The 21,186-nt window shown below is 32.5% G+C and carries 17 protein-coding genes; 15 read left to right on the top strand and 2 right to left on the bottom strand.

What is annotated here, in order from left to right; translation table 11 throughout:
- The first annotated feature begins 257 nt into the window (after nt 1–257).
- The gene (locus ACEN92_RS00685; RefSeq protein ID WP_495640448.1) at nt 258–3,035 is read left to right on the top strand and encodes a T9SS type A sorting domain-containing protein; all 2,778 of its coding nucleotides are present in this window, start codon (nt 258–260) and stop codon (nt 3,033–3,035) included.
- Nucleotides 3,036–3,102: 67 nt separating this feature from the next.
- Nucleotides 3,103–3,849, top strand: a complete 747-nt coding sequence (locus tag ACEN92_RS00680) for a trypsin-like serine protease (protein WP_495640447.1) — start codon at nt 3,103–3,105, stop codon at nt 3,847–3,849.
- A gap of 2 nt (nt 3,850–3,851) precedes the next feature.
- Here the strand turns inward: ACEN92_RS00680 and ACEN92_RS00675 are convergent, their stop codons facing one another.
- A complete protein-coding gene (locus ACEN92_RS00675) occupies nt 3,852–4,148 on the bottom strand; it encodes a hypothetical protein (protein WP_495640446.1) in 297 nt (98 codons plus the stop codon).
- A 170-nt stretch (nt 4,149–4,318) separates the two neighbouring features.
- On the opposite strand from ACEN92_RS00675, the gene ACEN92_RS00670 reads away from it, so the two are divergent.
- From ACEN92_RS00670 to ACEN92_RS00630, 9 genes are all read left to right on the top strand, one after another.
- Nucleotides 4,319–4,984, top strand: a complete 666-nt coding sequence (locus ACEN92_RS00670) for an ABC transporter ATP-binding protein (RefSeq protein WP_495640445.1) — start codon at nt 4,319–4,321, stop codon at nt 4,982–4,984.
- Nucleotides 4,984–6,684 (top strand): LIC_10190 family membrane protein, encoded by a 1,701-nt coding sequence (locus ACEN92_RS00665; protein ID WP_495640444.1) that lies wholly within the window; start codon nt 4,984–4,986, stop codon nt 6,682–6,684. The genes ACEN92_RS00670 and ACEN92_RS00665 overlap by 1 nt, the downstream gene beginning before the upstream one ends.
- Nucleotides 6,671–7,435, top strand: a complete 765-nt coding sequence (locus ACEN92_RS00660) for a TIGR02757 family protein (protein ID WP_495640443.1) — start codon at nt 6,671–6,673, stop codon at nt 7,433–7,435. The genes ACEN92_RS00665 and ACEN92_RS00660 overlap by 14 nt, the downstream gene beginning before the upstream one ends.
- Nucleotides 7,436–7,582: 147 nt before the next feature.
- Complete coding sequence (locus ACEN92_RS00655; RefSeq protein ID WP_495640442.1) at nt 7,583–8,548, top strand: HEAT repeat domain-containing protein; 966 nt, start codon at nt 7,583–7,585, stop codon at nt 8,546–8,548.
- Complete coding sequence (locus ACEN92_RS00650; RefSeq protein ID WP_495640441.1) at nt 8,545–9,981, top strand: glycosyltransferase family 2 protein; 1,437 nt, start codon at nt 8,545–8,547, stop codon at nt 9,979–9,981. Before ACEN92_RS00655 ends, ACEN92_RS00650 begins: the two co-directional genes overlap by 4 nt.
- Before the next feature lie 5 nt (nt 9,982–9,986).
- The gene (locus tag ACEN92_RS00645) at nt 9,987–11,246 is read left to right on the top strand and encodes a YaiO family outer membrane beta-barrel protein (RefSeq protein WP_495640440.1); all 1,260 of its coding nucleotides are present in this window, start codon (nt 9,987–9,989) and stop codon (nt 11,244–11,246) included.
- 3 nt (nt 11,247–11,249) lie between these two features.
- Nucleotides 11,250–13,442, top strand: a complete 2,193-nt coding sequence (locus ACEN92_RS00640) for a glycoside hydrolase family 20 protein (protein WP_495640439.1) — start codon at nt 11,250–11,252, stop codon at nt 13,440–13,442.
- Nucleotides 13,443–13,463: 21 nt separating this feature from the next.
- Nucleotides 13,464–13,829: a response regulator transcription factor gene (locus tag ACEN92_RS00635; protein WP_495640438.1), complete on the top strand. Its 366-nt coding sequence runs from the start codon at nt 13,464–13,466 to the stop codon at nt 13,827–13,829.
- 96 nt (nt 13,830–13,925) lie between these two features.
- Entirely contained in the window at nt 13,926–15,275 is a 1,350-nt protein-coding gene (locus tag ACEN92_RS00630) for a DEAD/DEAH box helicase (protein ID WP_495640437.1), read from the top strand.
- 111 nt (nt 15,276–15,386) lie between these two features.
- Here the strand turns inward: ACEN92_RS00630 and ACEN92_RS00625 are convergent, their stop codons facing one another.
- Complete coding sequence (locus ACEN92_RS00625) at nt 15,387–16,499, bottom strand: lactonase family protein (protein ID WP_495640436.1); 1,113 nt, start codon at nt 16,497–16,499, stop codon at nt 15,387–15,389.
- 316 nt (nt 16,500–16,815) lie between these two features.
- Between ACEN92_RS00625 and ACEN92_RS00620 the strand changes: the two genes are divergently transcribed.
- From ACEN92_RS00620 to ACEN92_RS00605, 4 genes are all read left to right on the top strand, one after another.
- The gene (locus ACEN92_RS00620; protein WP_495640435.1) at nt 16,816–18,744 is read left to right on the top strand and encodes a BatA domain-containing protein; all 1,929 of its coding nucleotides are present in this window, start codon (nt 16,816–16,818) and stop codon (nt 18,742–18,744) included.
- Nucleotides 18,745–18,822: 78 nt separating this feature from the next.
- Nucleotides 18,823–20,079, top strand: coding sequence for a dihydroorotase (locus ACEN92_RS00615; protein WP_495640434.1), 1,257 nt, complete (start codon nt 18,823–18,825; stop codon nt 20,077–20,079).
- A 5-nt stretch (nt 20,080–20,084) separates the two neighbouring features.
- A complete protein-coding gene (locus ACEN92_RS00610; protein ID WP_007811777.1) occupies nt 20,085–20,411 on the top strand; it encodes a hypothetical protein in 327 nt (108 codons plus the stop codon).
- Between the two features lie 73 nt (nt 20,412–20,484).
- Nucleotides 20,485–21,129 (top strand): alpha/beta hydrolase, encoded by a 645-nt coding sequence (locus ACEN92_RS00605; protein ID WP_495640433.1) that lies wholly within the window; start codon nt 20,485–20,487, stop codon nt 21,127–21,129.
- Nucleotides 21,130–21,186 lie beyond the last annotated feature (57 nt).

Below are 21,186 nucleotides of genomic sequence, written 5' to 3'. Positions count from 1 at the left end.
ACTTCTCTTCGCCTGAATCATTCTATTCTTACTTTTTATAACATCCTCAATTAAGACAAACGTCAATTACAATTATTTACAATAAATCAATAATACTTTATTTATTTAAGAATAAATTTACATTATGTAAATAAATATCTTCCATATACTATCAAAAACATTATTATACAGGACAGTACAGGACAGTTATATTTTAACGATTCATAATCTTTACAATTACAAGATTTTATCTTTACTAACTAACCAAACCTATCAAAATGTTTAATAATTCTATGAAACTTTCGCTTGTAATGGCAATAGTCTTCTTTACAATGACAACGACAAAGATTTTTGCCCAAAATCCGGTAGTAAAAATTGATTTTGACCAATCAGGAAGATCAACAGCTGAAGTAAGCGAACCAGACTACATTCCTTGGGTAATTACCACCAATACAGCCAGCAGAACTGAAAACGGAGTTACATTTACAATAACCCGGGTTGGCGATAAAGGAGATATTTTGGGAACAAATTGGTTTAAGGCAGGCATACAAGCACCTAGTTACGCCAGATTGGTATCTGATGGAATTACTGTAAAAAATGGTACTGCAAATGAAGGTGGGCAAATAGAAGTAAAAATTAGTGGTTTAGAAACAGGTACTCATACCCTGCTTGCTTTTTTAAATGCAGTAGATAGCCCGGTTTATACTTTTAGTCCAATTGATATATCGATAGATGGAAATTTAGTAATCAATAATTTAATTCCAAGTGTGAGAGCACTGAAAACAGCAGACGCAAAATCGGCTTATTTAACCTTTCAGGCTACAACAGGAAATGATGTAGTTATACTTTTTGCTGCCGAAAGATCAGGTACTGAAACCTTTAAAAATGTAATGCTGAACGGATTTGAATTAAACACACCTAATATTTTTAATCAGGCAACAAATCCTTCACCTAAGCATAATGATGAACACGTAGAATTAAGTTCAGGCAGCAAAACATTAACGTGGACTTCGGCAATTAATGCTGTATCTCACAATATTTATTTTGGTACCGATTTAGCTGCTCTGGAAGCTGCAGGAACTTCATCACCGGAATATAAAGGCAATCAGGATAAAACAAATGCTTCTTTTCAGGTAAATGGATTATATACAGGAACAACTTATTATTGGAGAGTTGACGAAGTTTTAGCGAATAACGAAATAATAAAAGGAAATACATGGCGCTTCCGTCCTGCTCAGCTTGCTTTTCCGGATGCAGAAGGTTATGGTCGTTTTGCTCGTGGCGGAAGAGGCGGCAAAGTAGTAGCCGTTACAAATTTAAATGATAGTGGCCCGGGAAGTTTGCGTGAAGCGGTAACAAACGATATCGGACCAAGAACTATTGTTTTCAATACATCAGGAATTATCCAACTAGATTCTCGTTTAGTTTCAAGCCAGCCTTATGTAACCATTGCGGGTCAGACAGCACCCGGAAAAGGAATTTGTATTCGCAAAGCACCTTTTGGAATTACAGGAAATGATGCTATCGTTCAGAATATAAGAGTTCGATTAGGAGGAGGAACTACTTTTGACGGCATGGGATTAACTGGTGCCGATAACAGTATAATTGATCATTGCTCAATCAGCTGGACAATTGATGAAGCTTTTAGTTCCCGTTCCGGAAAGAATATCACATTACAAAAAACATTAATATCAGAAGCATTAAATGCTGCTGGACATCAAAATTATCCAGTGGGAACTGAGCATGGTTATGCTGCGACAATTGGCGGTGATATCGGAAGTTTTCACCATAATCTTTTAGCGCATTGTTACGGGCGAAATTGGAGTCTGGGCGGCGGATTAGATGGTAGTGGTGCTTATGCCGGCAGAATGGACATTACCAATAACGTAGTTTACAATTGGGGTTCCCGAACAACAGATGGCGGAACTAAAGAAGTTAATTTTGTAAACAATTATTACAAACCAGGTGCAGGTTCAAAAATATTTGTTGCTTTTAGCGCTGATAACGAAAATACCGGAACAGGAATGCAACGCTGTTATTTTAATGGAAATGTGATGCCGGGCTATTTTGATGAAAATAATCAAACTAGTGGAAGAAGAATTACCTATAAAAATGGAGCGACTAATACTTACGATAACTTTGTTGACACGCCTTTTTTCCCTTCGTATGTAACCACACAATCAGCAAAAAATGCATACAAAATAGTTCTTTCTGATGTTGGATGTATACAGCCGGAATTTGACGATCATGATCAAAGAATCATTACAGAAACATTAAACGGGACTTATACTTACAGAGGTAGCGTTACTAATAAACCCGGATTTCCTGACAACGAATCTGATGTTGGAGGTTACGAAACATACCCTGAGATAACCAGAGATACTAACTGGGATAGCGATCAGGACGGGTTACCAAATTGGTGGGAAACTATCATGGGAACAAATACAAATTCCGGTATTGGTGATTTTTCAGATGCTAATGCAGATGCGGACTTAGACGGGTATACTACTTTAGACAAATATTTACAATGGATGTCCCTGCCTCATTATGATTCTCCTGCCGGAAATAAAATCAGTATTAATATCCAGAAACTTTCGAGAGGTTTTACAAGTGGCGTTAGCTATTCTCTGTCTAATGTTGTTAACGGAATTACTGCACTTAATTCGGATGTTGTCGAATTTACACCAAACGCATCCGGTTTATGTTCTTTTGATTTTACTGTTACAGATAATGAAGGAGCAAGCATGACACGCAAAGTTAATATCGTTAGCGGATACAGCTCTAATCTGTCAGTAGAAAAACCAAACAAAGAAATTACTTCGTTTAAAGTTTGGCCTGTACCAAATAATGGTTCTTTTTCTGTTTTGATTGAGAACGATGATGCTCAGGCGGAGCTTAAAATATTTGATGTTTTAGGAAAAGAAGTTATTAAACGAAATATTACCGGAAAAACACAGGAAACCATTAATTTAAAATCAAAAGGTGTTTTTATCATAAAAGTTTCAGATCCGGCAACAAAACAAATCTTGCATACAAAAAAGATTATAGTACAATAAATTCTTTCGTAGATTTAATACAAATGGCAACTGTTAAGTCGCCATTTGTATTTTTAAAAATGAGATAATGAAAATATCAGCCAAAATATTTAAACTGACCTGTTTATTCACTCTGTTAATAATGACAGCTTGTTTTTGCCAGGAAAAAGTTTCAACTAAAACATTTGAAGAAATTGTTTTAGTAAACAAAATTGATTTTTTTGACTCCAAATTGAACCAGCCAAAATTTAGCTGTGGTTTTTTATTACAATTTAATAATCAAACATATGCGGTAACTGCAAAACATTTACTCAAATTCATTAAACCAGATGGTATGAAAACGTTGTCTTTTGAAAACAATATAAAACTCTGGTCATTGTATCCTTTAGAAAATAAATCTGAGATTGTTATTTGTGATAAATTATTGAATGAAAATAAATCTGAGCTTTTAGATGCAAAATCAACTTATGACAATGACTGGCTTATCTTTACAATAAAAGAAAATCGTTCAAAAGTTAAACCATTGCAAATAAGAACTGTTCCATTAATCACTGGAGAAAAACTATATGTGGCTGGCTGGACAAGAAAAATGGAAAATGGAAAACAAAGAGTTTACGAATTTGAATATTATAAAACTATTGATAACCGAATTCTCCTGAAAGATGTGATTATCCCGGAACAATTTGGTGGGTTAAGCGGAGCTCCTGTTGTTGATGAAAAGGGAATGCTTGTAAGTATTGTGTCTAATGGAACTGTTGACCCTGAAACTGATAAAAAATATTTCTCACCTTGTTCTGCAGCAACCCTTTTAGCATTTTTAGAAAAATTGAAATAATATTAGATAACCCTGTTTTGCTTTTGAAAATAATAAGTATAAATCCAAGTGATAGTAAATGACGGAATTATATCCGTAAACGGAATTATTTCTTCTACAAAAGTCAAAATACTTGCAACCTTCCCTACTCTTCCTTTATACATTCTAGCCATAATCAAAGCAGCAATTGGCGCCCAAATTACATCCGAAAACTCACCTAAAAGCGGAATACTAAACGAAATCATTCCAATTCCGTCAAACAATAATCCTAAAAGCAGTTTTCTTATCATTTCATCGTTTGTTGTTGTAATTTCTTCCATTTCAAAAAGGTATTTAATTTATATTGAATTTATAAAGAAATCATAAACAAAAATTATTCCATAAGAAAAAATTGTTCCTTAATTCCCATTTGCTGTTGATGTCATAAAATTCTGTTACAACCCATTTTAATATCGGCAGAATCTTTGTTTCTTTGTAAAAACAGTTTCAAATGATAAAAGCAAAAAACATACATAAATATTACGATCAGCTTCAGGTGCTAAAAGGAGTTGATTTACATATTAAGAAAGGGGAAATTGTTTCAATTGTAGGTGCTTCCGGTGCCGGAAAAACGACTTTATTGCAAATTTTAGGCACTTTAGACCAACCCGCAAAATCAAATACTGAAACTTCACTAATAATAAACGGAGAAAATGTTTTAGGATTAAATGACAAATCCCTTTCAAAATTCAGAAACCTGAATTTGGGATTTATATTTCAGTTTCATCAGCTTTTACCTGAATTTACCGCTCTTGAAAATATTTGTATCCCTGCCTATATTGCAGGAAAAAAACCATCTGAAACTGAAAAAGAAGCTAAAAGGCTTTTAGAATATTTAGGGCTATCACACAGAATCAATCACAAACCAAACGAACTCTCAGGCGGAGAACAGCAACGTGTTGCCGTAGCCAGGGCTTTGATCAATAAGCCGGATGTGATTTTTGCCGATGAACCTTCCGGGAACCTGGACACACATTCTGCAGAAAATTTACATCAGTTATTTTTTCAGCTTCGTGATGAATTCGGGCAGACTTTTGTGATTGTGACTCATAATGAAGAACTGGCTAATATGGCTGATCGAAAATTAGTCATGTCAGATGGACAAATAATATCCTAATGATCTTAATTCTTTTAAGTTGGATTTATATCGTTTTCACCACTGTCAATATTGGTTTTTATACCAATAAAAAGCTTCAGCTAAAAAATTCAAATTTTGTTATTTTCTCAATTCTTGGGCTATTTACAACTACTGTCTTTGCCAGTATTTGGGCCATTTTTGGAAGAATTAATATTGAATTTCATCTCATCTTTTTAATTCTCAATATTGGAATTTACTTTAGTTTTAAAAATGAAATTCAGATACTATATCAATCTTTTTTCCTGGAATTCAAAGCTTTAACACTTTCTTTAAAAATAGCTTTACTTCTTATTTTTATTTTAATTCTGGCTCAATGTGCCTCAATTCCTTATATTATTGACAATGAATCATACTATATTCAGACTATAAAATGGATAAACGAATATGGTTTTGTAAAAGGTGTAGCGAATTTGCATTTATTCTTAGCACAAACCAGTGGCTGGCATATTACACAAAGCGTATTTAGTTTTTCTTTCCTGTATAATAAATTTAATGACTTAAGTGGTTTTTGTCTTTTACTCGGCAATATATATGCTTTTTTTCATCTCAATAGTTATTTTAAAAACAATGAACCTAACCGTCTGATTATTGGTTTCCTGCCTTTGGCTAATATCTTTTTTTTTACTTTTATCAGCGCACCATCTCCTGATTTACCTGTTTATATTTTATCCTTGATTATCTTTTTTGAATTCGTAAATCAATATGAAAAAATAAACCCGGAAACTTTTAGTCTTATCACTATTCTGGTTTTATTTTCAATATTTATAAAAACAACTTCGATTATTCTTGTATTGATTGTACTTGTATTATTTATAAAACATTATAAAATTTTAATTCCGAAGATTATCCAACCACTAATTATTGGTTTATTAGTATTATCACTTTTTTTAATAAAAAATACTATTATCAGTGGTTATCCTTTATTTCCATCAGTATTTAATCCATTTTCATTCGATTTTCAAATCCCTGCTCCCATAGCACATTTTTATTATGATGAAACCAGAAGAGCGGCTTTTTCATTAACCGAAAATCAATATAATAGTCTGAATACTTTTGAGATTTTTAAAGTATGGATTTCACGATCTGGTCTGCATGGCATCTTTAATAAAGCCATTTTATTCCTTCTGGCAGTAATCCCAATTTTCATATTTAAATTTTTCAATAAAAAGTCATTTTGGATTTTATACGGAATACTTTTTTCGCAAATGATATTACTGTTTTTATCTTCACCCCAATATCGCTTTTTTATAAATGGTATATTATTATTCTGTTTTTTAAGCGCTGCCTGTATTCTTAATACTAAAAGAAAAATTCTAATCTCCCTCTATTTATCATTATTAATTTTGACGGTACTTATAATGACTCCTTTAAATTTAAGTTTTTTTACAAGTAATATTTATTTAAAAAATAATAGTACATTTTCTTTAAACGAAATAATTTCCCCATATAAAAACAGCAAGTTTGACAACGATTATGAAATCATAAAAAATGGCAACTTACAATACCATTCTCCAATTAACAGCGTTTTCTTTTGGGGAACCGGTGATGGAGAATTACCTTGTGTCAATAAAGAACAGATAAAGTATTTTGAGACGCGGTACAAAATACAACCCCAAATGCGAACTACTAATTTAAAAGACGGTTTCTTCGCCAAAAACATATTAAATGAATCAAACTGAACTCAAAGAATTTCTCGACGAAAAAGTCAATCAATACAATAATCCGGATTTTATCGAGAGCGATCCCGTTCAGATTCCGCATTTGTTTACGCAAAAGGAAGATATTGAAATCGCTGGTTTTCTAAGTGCAACAATTGCCTGGGGAAATCGTAAAATGATTATCAAAAACTCCCATCAGATGATGAATTTGATGGGCAATACACCTTATGATTTTGTCATGTCACATTCTGATGAAGATTTGGCACGATTAGAGAATTTTGTTCATCGCACTTTCAATGGTAAAGACTTTGCAGGTTTTATAAAAGGATTGCAGCATATTTATAAAAACCACAACGGACTAGAAGCTGTTTTTTCTAAAAATCAGGAAAATAACAGCTTACAGAAAAGTATTCATGAGTTTAAAAAGATATTTTTTGAAATCAATCATTTACCCAGAACCCAAAAACACATTTCAGATCCCTTAAATAATTCTGCGGCAAAGAGAATCAACATGTATCTCAGGTGGATGATCCGCCAAGATACTAAAGGCGTTGATTTAGGTATCTGGAAAAACATTCCGCCAGCCGTTCTGTCTTGTCCACTGGATGTTCATTCAGGCAATGTAGCCCGTAAATTAGGATTGCTTACACGAAAGCAAAATGATGGAAAAGCATTAACTGAATTAGACCTCAAACTTCGGGAAATGGATGCTAATGATCCTGTAAAATATGACTTCGCATTATTCGGCTTAGGAGTTTTTGAAGGATTTTAACAACCAAATCCGAAAAAAAATCGTACTTTAATTACAAATTCAGTATATATGATTACGATTTTTGATTTTTTAAAATTTTATCTTGTCCCCTCGCTTTTAACCTGTGTTGTGATCCTGATTGTTTTAATGTGGAGTAAACGCTTGATTATGCATAACTTCAATAAAAAAAAACAGTTTGTAATTCAAAATACCGATGTATTTTTAACTTCCTTAATTTTTGAAAAAAACAACAAAGAGAAAATTGAAGAGAAAATTACCGAGCTAAAAAGTAAAATACCATTACATAAAAATTGGTGCAAGAAAATTGTAATCAATGAAATGATCCGCTTTAAAAAAAATTTAAAAGGAGAGTCAAGTTCAATAATTATTGTATTATACAAAAAACTGAAATTACATTTTTTCTCAGCCCGATTGGTTGCAGATTTAAGGTATTATCAAAAGTGTGAAGGCTTTTATCACTTTCAGAATATCGATTTCAAGCCAGCCAAAAAATTAATAAAACCTTATTTAACACATCGTGACAGGATTATCCGCTCTAATGCATACGCCTGCTATTTGTCTCTGGTTGAGGGCAAATTAGAACGTCTTGCAAATATTCCGGTAAAAATATCGTTATTAAACATCATTAAATTAATGGAACTCCTGCATATAAAAAAAATAAAATTGCCAAAAAACATTGATGAATGGTTAATTTCAGAAAATAAGTCCGTGGTGCGATTAGGCATTAAAGCAATGGTTTTTTACAATTATGCCAATCAGGAAGAGAAAATTATTGAGCTATTAAACTCTGAAGATGATATTTTAAGATATGAAGCCATCTTAGCCTGTCGGGCATTATATTTTAAAAATGCGGAAACAGGATTAATTTCTATTTACTTACATGATAATGATAACAATAAAAAAGAAATTTTAAAAAGCTTAAAAATAATTGGCGGAGAAAAATCAATAGTTTTTTTAGAACAATTAATTTTATATGAAACTAATAAAACCTTAAAAATGTACGCAGTAGATGCACTAAACAGTATTGACAAAAAAACTGTCGAAAAATTAAGTTTAAACGATAACGATACATTCCGTATGCTAAATCATATAAACGACATTTATATTGTATGATGGTAGAAATTCTAAAATACTGTATAAGTGCTTATGAAATATTTATTTCGGTATTTTCCGGAATTTATATTCTGTTTTATATAATTCTGGCAGTTTTATCGTATTCAGCCATTTTAAAACACTTACGATTTCAAAAATATTTAGAAGAAGAGACTTTATTTAAATCCAATTATTTAATGGGTGTTTCTGTTGTTGCCCCTGCTTTTAACGAAGGTGTAAATATTGTATATAATGTACGCTCATTATTATCCCTAACCTATCCAAAATATGAAGTTATAATTGTAAATGATGGCAGTACAGATGACACACTCGAAAAACTCATAACCGAATTCGAACTGATAAAAGTTAATTTTTATTATCAGGAGCATATCCCAACCAAAAAAGTCCGGGGCCATTATAAATCAACAAATCCTATTTATTCTAAATTATTGGTGGTAGACAAAGAAAACGGAAAAAGTAAAGCCGATGCCTCAAATGCCGGAATAAATTCATCAAACTACCCTTTGTTTTTATGCACTGATGTGGATTGTATTTTAAAACAGGAAACCATTTTAAAACTGGCAAAACCATTTATGGAACATAGCAAACGGGTTATTGCAACTGGTGCCGGAATCAGAATTTCAAACTCCTGCGAAGTAAAAGAAGGCTTCCTTGTAAAAGTACATTATCCGAAAGAATGGTATCCGAGATTTCAGGAATTAGAATATGTAAGGGCCTTTTTGTTTGGAAGAATGGCCTGGAGCAAAATAAACGGCTTATTATTAGTTTCCGGAGGATTAGGAATGTTTGATAAAGAAATTGCCATAAAAGCAGGTGGTTATTGGCATAAATCACTTGGTGAAGACATGGAACTCATTACCCGTATGCGAAAATATATGTATGACACGCATCAAAAATTCTTAATTAAATACATTCCGGAATCGTTATGCTGGACAGAAGTTCCGTCTACAAAAGAAATTTTATTAAGGCAGCGTGTTCGCTGGGCCAGAGGTCTGGTACAAACTTTATATTTACATCGTAACATGTTTTTTAAATTAAAATATGGCAGAACAGCATTTTTAATCCTGCCCTATTTTTTTTGGTTTGAATTTATGGTACCAATTATTGAGGTAATAGGTCTGATTACCATTGCAATTGCTTTTATATTTCAGTTTATCAATATGAATTTTCTCCTCTGGGCTACCCTGGCGATATATTTATTTTATTTATTAATCACCTTGGTGTCCATATTTATAGATGAAATTTTATATAAAAATTATGACAGTTCGAAAGAATTAATGGTTTTAGTGCTTATGGCAATTATAGAACCTATTGTTTATCATCCTATTTGCGTTTATGCCTCATTAAAAGGATATTGGCATTTTTTTAATCAAAAAGAACAAAGCTGGGGCGTAATGACCCGAAAAGGATTTGCTGCTTCTAAAAAAACATAAATCAAATGAAAACCTCTTTTATCCTATCCGTTGTTTTATTTTTCCTGGTAAATAACAACACTGCTATTGCTCAAAAAATTGATGTCGATAGTTTACTGGTACAGCTTATTTCTGATTCTAAATTAGAAAAAAATCCACAGGAGATAATTCAAAAAGCGAAAACCGGATTAAAAATAGCTCCCGATTATCTGGATTATTATGTATTGCTGGGACGAAGTTTTGAAAGAATTCAAATGACTGACAGTTCGAAGTTTTATTATAGAAAAGTAATTTCAAAAAGCGATAAATATCCGGATGCTTACAATTATTTAATCAATTTAGAAATAAGCAATCATGAGTATAACTCGGCAATAGAAGATATCGAAAAGGCAAAATTGCTTTATCCTCAAAACAAGCTTTATTATGATACAAAAAAATTAAACATCTATGAATTACAAGATAATGAAGAGGCTGAATTAGAATTAATGACCCAATTGATTAAGGAAAACCCTAAAAACAACTCATTTAAGGATCGGTATATTTTACTTTCCGGCAAAATAAAAGAAGACAGGATTGGTGTGCAATATACTCACACTTCCTTTAATCGGGATGGTTATGGTCCATGGAATCAGTATATGGCACAATATGTCCGAACCCGAAATTGGGGATCATTAATAGCAAATATAAACGCCATGAACAGAAAATCTGATTCGGCAGATGATGTAAACGGAATACAATATGAGCTTTCCTCCTATATTTTTACCACAAAAAGGGATTATTTATTTTTAAATGCCGCTTTTAGCAATGACAGGGTTTATCCCAAATATCGATTAGGAGCTACCTATTTTATGAGTTTTTTAAAAAAATGGGAAGCTAATTTAGGATTCCGATATACCAAAACCAATACCGAAGATTTTCCTGCATTGGTTTTAGGATTTGGGACCTATTATAAATCATTTTGGTTTAATCTGAGCTCTTTTCTACAAAGTTCTGATGATAAAATAAATCCTGCATTTACTTTCACTTCCCGTTACTATTTAGACACGAGATATGATTATTTATTTGCAATTTTAGGCTACGGAACTTCTCCTGATGATAATAATACTGCCGGTTTGTATAGTGAAAGAATAAATCTGAGCTCTTATCGAATGGGAGCCGGAATAAGTAAAACGGTTTACAGTAATTATATTGCGGGCTTACAGTTTCTGTATAATAATCAGGAGTACTCACCGGACAAAAGGCAAAACGAATATGAAATCTCACTTTCCCTGCAATATAAATTTTAAACCATGCAAAAGTGGATTTTTATACTTGGATTACTTTTCATTTTAAACCCAAAAATGATGTCGCAAAACGAGATTATATTTCAACAATCCGCATCGAATACCCATATTAATTATACGGATAACCAATGTTTTACAGCAGCAAAGATTCTTAAAGAAAATTTAGAGAAAATTAATCCCGCCTCTTTTGAAATTGCTTCAGATAAAGCAGAAGACGGAATTACTTTGGAAATTTTTCAATCTCTGGAAAAAGATTTTTTTGAAATTAATTCAGACAACAAAAAAATAATTTTAAGAGCAACATCTCCCTTATTTTTAGAATATGCCGTTTATAGTTTACTGGAATATTGGGGAGTACGAAAATTCACAACAGAGTATACTTATTATCCAAAATTTGAAGTTTTAAAATATCCGAAAAATAAAAAAATAAAAGAGCAGCCTTCATTTGATTTCAGAGGTTTATTATATCCCGGAGCTTATAACGAGGATTTTAGGAAATGGCATAAAATAGATTGGTATCTGGATGATTTTGGTCTTTGGGGCCATACTTTTGATCAGCTTGTCCCTGTAAAAGAATATTTTAAAGAGAATCCAACAATGTTTGCGCTTTACGACCATAAACGTCGTAGCGAATCTATTTGCTATTCAAATGATACGGTTTTCAAAATAATGCAAAACAATATTGCCAAAGCAATTCAGGAGAAACCAAATGCACGCTACTTTTCAATTAGCCATAATGATGATGTAGTATATTGCGAATGTAGCGACTGTCAAAAATTAAATCAAAAATATGGTTCGCCTCAGGGAGCTCATTATTATTTTTTAAACAAAATAGCAAAACAATTTCCACAAACAAAAATTGTATCATTAGCTTATTTATATAGTTATCAGCCGCCTCAAAACTTAGTATTGGCTACTAATTTGTACCCAATGATTTGTCCAATTGAAGCAAATCGTGGTGAAGCTTTAAACGAAGGCAAAAATAATAGTATCAAAAACGTTCTTCAAAAATGGGTTAAACTTTCCAAAAATGTAATGTTTTGGGATTATACTGTTGAATTTTCGAATTATCTGTCCCCTTTTCCAAATCTTCACACATTTTCTTCCAGTTACGCCTTTTTAAATACCATAGGAATCAAAGGTGTCTTCGTTCAGGGATATGCTGATGTTCCCGGAAGTTTCAGTGAATTAAGAGAATATCTTTTAGCAAAGTTATTATGGAATTCAGCTCTTGATGTAAAAAAAACAACTTCAGATTTTTTAAGGGGTTATTATGGAAAAGCAGCTCCCTTTATTCAGGAATATCTGGAAAATCTAACTAAAAACCAAAAAGAGAAAAATATCTATCTGGATATTTATTCTAATCCTGTCGAGCAGCGAAATAGTTTTTTGTCTTCTGAAAACATGGCTCTTTATGATGATTTACTTTCCAAAGCAGATAATGCCGATGAAGATATTTTAATTAAAAAAAGAATCAAAAAATTACGCCTGGATCTGGAATATGTATTTTTTGAACAGGCAAAATTTTACGGAAAAGAACCACACGGAATGTATCAAAAAAAAGCAGAATCTTTTTCTGTTAAAGACAATTTGGAAAACCGTGTTCGGGACTTTACAAAAAATTGTACTGAATTTGGAATTTACGAACTTAGTGAAGATGGACTCAGCCCGGAAGAATATCTTACTGAATGGAAATACATAGCCAAAAATAATGTAATAGACCATTTAGGCGAACACATGAAATATAAATTTGTTACCCAGCCATCATCTGAATATAATGCTAAAAAAGAAAATGGGCTGAATGATGGAATAAAAGGCTACAAAGATTTTAATATTAACTGGACTGGCTGGTACAATAAGAATGCAGAGCTTATCATTGATTGTAATAATACTGATTTTAACACGTTAGAATTTCAGTGCCTGGAGGACCAAAGGCATTGGATATTCCTGCCTTCAAAAATTATTTTAGAGGGATTACGAAATCAAAAATGGGAGATTATTAAAGAACAAAAAAACAAAGAATTAACAGAGAATTATAATTTGAGCATAGAAAATTATAATTTTAGCAAGATTAGTTTTCGTATTTTTGACAAAATAAAGATTATTCTTATACCCGAGCAAAAAGTCCCGACCTGGCGGGAAAGAAAAAATAAAAAGCCCATGCTGATGATCGATGAAATAGTGCTGCTACAAAAATAAAAAATAGCCAAAAAACACCCAATGGATAAAAAAAGGATATTTATTATTGAAGACGACAACATGACAATTGAAATATTAAAATTCATCTTTACCAAAGAAGGTTATGAACTTTTAATTTCAAAAGACGGGTTGGATGCTATTGAAAGAATTCCAAAAGAAAAACCCGACCTTGTATTAACAGATATTATGCTTCCAATGAAATCAGGCCTTGAAGTCATACAATTCATTAAAGATAATCATCCTGATATACCGGTTATTGCCTTGTCTTCGTTAGGTGAAGAAGAAACAACCGTTTCTGATGCTTTTAAATTAGGAGTCGATGATTTTATTGCTAAACCATTTAGCCCAGGCGAATTATTATTGCGTACCAAAAGATATTTAAAATAAGATTTTACTAATAAATCAGCATTCAATTAACGATGCCTTCAGTATTTATCTGTTATAAGGGGATTTAATGCTATCTTTGCAAAAAATTTAAGGCAAATGAGCACGTTCGAAAAATTCAATCTTCCAAAATCATTACAAAAAGCAATCGACGAATTAGGTTTTGTTACTCCTACACCTATTCAGGAAAAATCCTTTTCTGTGATTATGTCAGGCCGTGATATGATGGGAATTGCACAAACCGGTACCGGAAAAACATTTGCTTATTTATTGCCTCTTTTAAAATTATATAAATTTACCCCAACCAATACACCCAAAATTGTAATTCTTGTACCAACACGTGAACTTGTAGTTCAGGTTGTTGAAGAAGTAGAGAAATTAACCAAATACATGTCGGTTAAAACACTTGGTCTTTTTGGCGGCGTAAATATCAATACACAGAAAAAAGCCATTTACGAAGGAGTTGATATTTTGGTAGGGACTCCCGGAAGAACAATGGATTTGGCTTTGGATGCAGTTGTTCGCTTTGATGAAACTCAAAAATTAGTTATTGATGAGTTTGATGAAATGCTGAATTTAGGTTTCCGTACACAATTGACAGCACTATTGGCAATGATGAAAACCAAACGTCAGAATATTTTATTCTCTGCAACCATGACTGATGAAGTTGATGCTGTTTTGAATGACTTTTTTGATTTTCCGGAAGAAGTTACACTTGCTGCTTCAGGAACTCCCCTTGAAAATATTACACAAATTACATATAATGTTCCAAACTTTAATACGAAAGTAAACTTACTGAAACATTTATTAGAAACGAACGAAAGCATGGAACGCGTTTTGGTCTTTGTGAATAATAAGAAGATTTCTGATATGCTTCATACACGTATCGAAGAAGACTTTGAAGGCCAGTTTGGAGTAATCCACTCTAATAAATCTCAAAATTACCGTTTGAGTACAATGGCTGAATTTCAGGAAGGAAATCTGCGCGGACTGATTACCACAGATATTATGGCAAGAGGTTTAGACATTTCTAATATCTCACATGTTATTAACTTTGAGCTTCCCGAATTCCCGGAATTGTATATGCACAGAATTGGCCGTACTGGCCGTGCTGATGCAACCGGAACTGCAATTAGCTTTATCACGCCCCGCGAAGAAGAATTTAAAATTGAAGTGGAAGTATTAATGAATCAGGAGCTTAAAATAGCTGATTTCCCTGAAGAAGTTGAAATTTCACTAAAACTGATTGAACCTGAAAAAGACCGTCAGCCAATTAAATTTTTAACGAAAAAACCAAAACTTTCAGGTGATGGCGCTTTCCATGAAAAAGATAAAAAGAATAAAAAAGTGAATCTTGGAGGACCTTCAAAAACCAAAAAGAAAACACATGGTTCTGTTAATAGAAATATGTTGAAAACCAGGGATAAGAAAAGAAAAGATAAAAAATAGTATTTTATTAAATTTTAAGGCTCAAAGATGCAGAGGTTCAAAGTTTTTTAACTTATAAACTGCAACTTTGAGCCTTTTTATTTTTGTCTATGAACCTTTGTTCTTATAAAACTAAATCTTCGTAAAAACCAATCCGACAGGCGAGCACAACTCGATTTTTTTTCCGGTATTTGTAAGCTTTCCTGTAGTTTTATCTCTTTTGAAAATAATGATGTCATTCGTATATTGATGTCCCGCTAAAAGGTAATTTCCAGACGGATCGATAGCAAAATCCCTTGGCCCTTTTCCTGAAGTACTTACTTGCTCCGTCAATTCCAAACTTCCATTTTTAAGAATTTTATACACTGAAATCGAATTTACATCACCACGGTCGGAAACATATAAAAATTTACCATCAGGTGAAATTTTTACAGCTGCGGAACTGTTTGCACCTTTAAAATCTTTCGGAATAATATTAATTTCTTTTAAAAGTTTTAAACTTCCGGTTTTATCATAAGCAAAAGTAGTCAGGGTCCCGTCTAATTCCTGCAGCAAATACACAAATTTTCCATCTTTGCTAAAAGTTAAATGTCTTGGACCACTTCCTTTTTTAACATCAACACTTCCTTTTAAGGATAAAACTTCATGTGCTGCACCTGGATTATATTTATAAATAAAAACTTTATCCAAGCCTAAATCATTAGCTAAAACAAACTTTTTATCGGGGGAAAAAGCTACCATGTGCACATGGGCTTTTTCCTGACGTGCTTCATTTGGTCCTTTACCTTCGTGCTGAATTAATTGCTGTCCTTCGGTAATACTTCCGTCAGCATTTTTCTTAAATACAGCAATATTTCCACCCGAATAATTAGCAACAATAACATTTTTATTATCATTAATCAAATGACAGGGATCAGCTCCTAAAGCAGCATTTTTATTTATAAAACTTACTTTTCCTGTTTTAGAATCGAAACCAAAAGCGCTTACTGTACTTTGGGTCCCGTTTTCGTTTACGGCATAAATAAATTTATTATCTGCAGAAACCGACAAATAACTCGGACTCACAGCATTTTCTGAAGAATTTTTTAATTTAAAATCCCCGGAACCGGCATCAAATTCGTAAACATAAATTCCGTCACTCTTACAAGTATTGGTATACGTTCCCACCAATAAATTAAATTTATTCTGGGCTTCCAAATTAGTTAAAGAAAAAGCTAAAAAAAGCATAATATATAATCTTTTCATGTTCTTGATTGTGTTTTTTGAATAAGCTAAAATACTCAATAATATCTTTAAAGCATTTATTTTTAATTATAAAAAAAGTTATATTTAAACCATATTTTAAAAAATTAATTGCGCTAAATATTTCTATAAATCCTCGACGATGCCTGATTTACTGCGATAAATTTGCATAGAAAAAAAATTGATATTGTAACAATTCCTTTGCAGGTGATAAAACTTTAATAAAAATAGTTTCGAAGCCTTAACTCTCTCAACAAATTTGTATTTTTGACAGCATCTTCACGAAAAACAAAACGTAGTGAAGTAAATCAAAGCCAGAATGCATTTTAAACAACCCGAAATTCTATACTTTCTGTTTTTATTGATTGTTCCAATTTTGGTTCATTTATTTCAATTACGACGTTTTAAAATCTCTTATTTTACAAATGTCCGCTTCCTAAAGGAACTCGCTGTTCAGACTCGTAAAAGCTCAAAAATTAAAAAGAGATTATTGTTAGCAACACGTTTATTACTGCTTACCTGTATCATTTTGGCTTTTGCCCAGCCTTTTTTCGAAGCAAAAGACAGCAAAAATGCTGCAAATGAAATGTATATTGTTCTTGATAATTCATTTAGTATGCAGGCAAAAGGTAAAAAAGGCGAATTACTAAAACGTGCTGTTCAGGAATTATTGGAAAACACACCGGAAAACGCTCAATTTTCATTACTTACCAATACCGAAAACTACTGGAATACAGATATTAAATCATCTAAAAGTGCTCTGCAAAATTTAAACTACAGTGCAACTCCGCTTGAACTTTCATCAATCATAGCCAAAATAAAAGCGCATAAATCAGCACATAAAAAAGACATAGTTATTATTACGGATGCTGTTGGCTTAGCTGAAAAGGATGTGAAAAACATTAATTCTGAAGAGAAACCATATTTTATAATTCCGGAAGCCGAACAAAAAAACAATATAGCAATAGACAGTGTTTTCATTAATCAGACTTTAGAGAATTTTTACGAAATCAGCGTGAATTTATCTGCTTACGGTGAAGATTTTAAACCAATTTCGATGGCGCTTTACAATCAGAACAAACTGATTGCCAAAACGATTATCAACTTTGATAATAAGAAAAAGAAAATCAATTTTACGATTCCGAAAGAAGCTTTTCATGGTTACGTAACTATTGAAGACAACGGTTTAACTTATGACAACAAGCTTTATTTCAGCATTTCGAAAACTAAAAAAACGAATGTTATCAGCATTGGCGATCCTGAAAAAAGTAATTTTTTATCGAGAATTTATACATCGACAGAATTCAATTTCAACAATTATCCTATCAGCAGTTTAGATTATAATAGTTTAGAGAAACAAAATACAATTATTTTAAATGAATTGGAAGAAGTTCCACAGGCTTTGCAGACAACTTTAAAATCGTTTGTGTCAAAAGGAGGAAATCTTGTTGTGATTCCGGCTGAAAAAAGTTCAATTTCAAACCTGAATTCTTTTTTAGGGAATTTTGGAAAAATTCAGTTTAAAAATCTTCAGAATGCAAGTAAATTAATTACCAAAATCAATTTTGATCATCCATTGTTTTCGGGGGTTTTTGAGAATAAAATAAGTAATTTTCAATATCCGAAAACTACTAAATCATTTGATATAACGAGTCCATATCCGGCTGTTTTATCTTATGAAGATCAAAGTATATTTTTGACAATGATTCAAAATCCGATTTCCGGAGTTTCTGTTTTCTCTGCACCTATTAATGTTATAAATTCAAACTTTCAGCAATCGCCTTTAATTGTTCCTCTTTTTTATAAAATGGGTCAGAACAATCAGAAAACCGGAGTTAATGCATTGACGATTGGCAATAATCAGCCTTATTTCGCAGATGTTTTATTAACGAAAGATGCGATCCTGGAAGTAAAAGGAAATGATGATTCCTTTATTCCGATTCAACAGCTATTGAACAATAAAGTAAAATTAGTCTTTAATGATTTCCCTGAAACAGCCGGAAATTATAGCATTTTCGATAAAAAAAATTGGATAGAAAATCTGAGTTTTAATTACAAACGAAGCGAAAGTGATTTAAGCCGGATAAATACAAACGTAGTTTCAGATTTTAAAACTGCTGATACTATTTCGACTATTTTTAACACCTTACAAACTGAGCGCACTGACAGTCAAATTTGGAAATGGTTTGTTATCTTTGCACTGTTATTTTTAGCTTTAGAAATGGCAATTATCAAATTCGTAAAGTAAAACTTAGGTTTCTTTTAAACATTTTACTTTTTACAAAAATCATTTTACGATTTCAGTACAAAATAAATTTATCTACATATGAAAATAATCATCAGAAGCGCCAAAATTATCGATTCAAAAAGTCCGTTTCACAACAAGACCGTTGATCTTTTAATTGCAGATGGTATTATAGAAAAAATAGGAACTTCAATTCTTGATATCGATGATACAATCGAAGTAAAATTTGATAATATGCATCTTTCCCAAGGTTGGTTTGACAGCAGTGTTTCTTTTGGAGAACCAGGCTATGAAGACAGGGAAACCATCGCAAACGGATTGAATGTCGCTGCAAAAAGCGGCTTTACAGGCGTTGCTTTACAACCGAACACCTTCCCGGTTATTGACAACCAATCGCAAATTAATTTTGTAAAAAACAAAGCGAATGGTTTTGCAACAGAACTTTTCCCAATCGGGGCTTTGACTAAATCAAGCGAAGGAAAAGATATGGCGGAATTATTTGACATGAAAAAATCCGGGGCCATTGCTTTTGGAGATTATAATAAAAGTCTTGACAATGCCAATCTGCTTAAAATTGCTTTACAATATGTACAGGATTTTGATGGTCTGGTTATTTCGTATTCACAGGATGCCAATATAAAAGGAAATGGTGTTGTAAACGAAGGAATTGTTTCTACCAGATTAGGTCTGAAAGGGATACCAAACTTAGCCGAAGAATTGCAAATTTCAAGAAACCTGTTTTTATTAGAATATGCCGGGGGAAAACTTCATATTCCGACAATTTCTACGGTAAAATCCGCTGCTATGATTAAGGAAGCCAAAGCTAAAGGTCTGAATGTGACTTGCAGTGTTGCTGTTCATCACCTGGTTTTAAATGATGAAAAACTGGAAGGCTTTGATACCCGATATAAAGTAACACCGCCATTAAGAACTGAAGATGACAGAATCGCACTTATAAAAGCTGTTCTTGACGGAACAATAGACATGATAACTTCTGACCATAACCCAATTGATATTGAATTCAAAAAAATGGAATTTGATACCGCTAAAAACGGTACAATTGGACTTGAAAGCGCTTTTGGAGCCTTATTGACTGTTTTACCTTTAGAAACTATAATCGAAAAACTAACACTCGGAAAAGCGGTTTTCGGAATTGAAAATAATTCCATTGCTGAAGGATCTAAGGCTAATTTTACTCTTTTTACACCAGAAGGAAAATCGACTTTTACAAAAGAAAACATTCTTTCAAAATCTAAAAATTCTGCATTTCTGGGAACCGAAATTAAAGGTTCTGTTTATGGAATTTTAAATCAAAATCAACTTGTTATCACAAAATAATTACAATGAATAATTCGATCGAAGAAGGAAAAACTGCCGCAATTACCAGCTATATTTTAATTGTTGGCGTATTAATTGCCATGTCTATGAATTCTGAAAACAAAAATAGTTTTGCTTCTTTCCATATTCGTCAGGCATTAGGGTTATCGCTGGCTTTTATTTCATTTGGAGCTATTATAAGCAATTTTGACAGCTTTTTTATCACTTTTCCCATGTGGATCTGCATTTCTGTTTTATGGGCTTATGGAATTTTTAGCGCCATACAAGGTCATACAAGGCCAATTCCTTTAGTTGGAGAATTATTTCAAAAATGGTTTAAATCTATAGGATAAAATTTCAATAACAATAGCAATGTCAAAATTCAATTGATACTGAGCGAAGACTTAAATAAATTACAACAAAAAAATGAATTTATCATTAGAATATAAAATACAAGCCCCAAAAGTTATCTTAGACAAGAACCCTGTTTTACTTTTATTACACGGTTATGGCAGCAACGAAGCCGATTTGTTTTCGTTTGCTACAGAACTTCCTGATAATTATTATATTATTTCTGCACGTGCGCCTTACGATTTGCAATACGGCGCATACGCTTGGTACGCGATTAATTTTGATGCTGACCAAAACAAATTTTCAGATAACGAACAAGCTAAAACTTCGCGAGATTTAATTGCTAAATTTATAGATGAATTGGTTGTAAATTATCCAATTGATGCTAATAATGTTACTTTAATTGGTTTCAGCCAGGGTTCGATTTTGAGTTATGCTGTGGCGCTTTCGTATCCTGAAAAAATTCAACGGGTAGCTGCTATGAGTGGTTATTTTAATGAAGAAATAATCAAGGAAGGTTACGAGAAAAACGACTTTAAAAACCTTAAAATATTTGCCTCACACGGAACGGCAGATCAGGTAATTCCTATTGACTGGGCAAGAAAAACGCCTGCTATTTTAGAAAAACTAAATATTCCTGCAGTCTATAAAGAATATCCGGTTGGGCATGGAGTTGCACCTCAGAATTTCTTTGATTTTAAGAATTGGTTACTTAATTAGTATTCGGTATCAGTCTCCGTTTTCAGTTTTTTTTAGCGACTGAAAACTGAACTGAGA

Source organism: Flavobacterium sp. Flavsp81, assembly GCF_059491325.1.
Note: the sequence above shows the minus strand (reverse complement) of the source record. Positions and strands in the feature narration are given on the sequence as shown.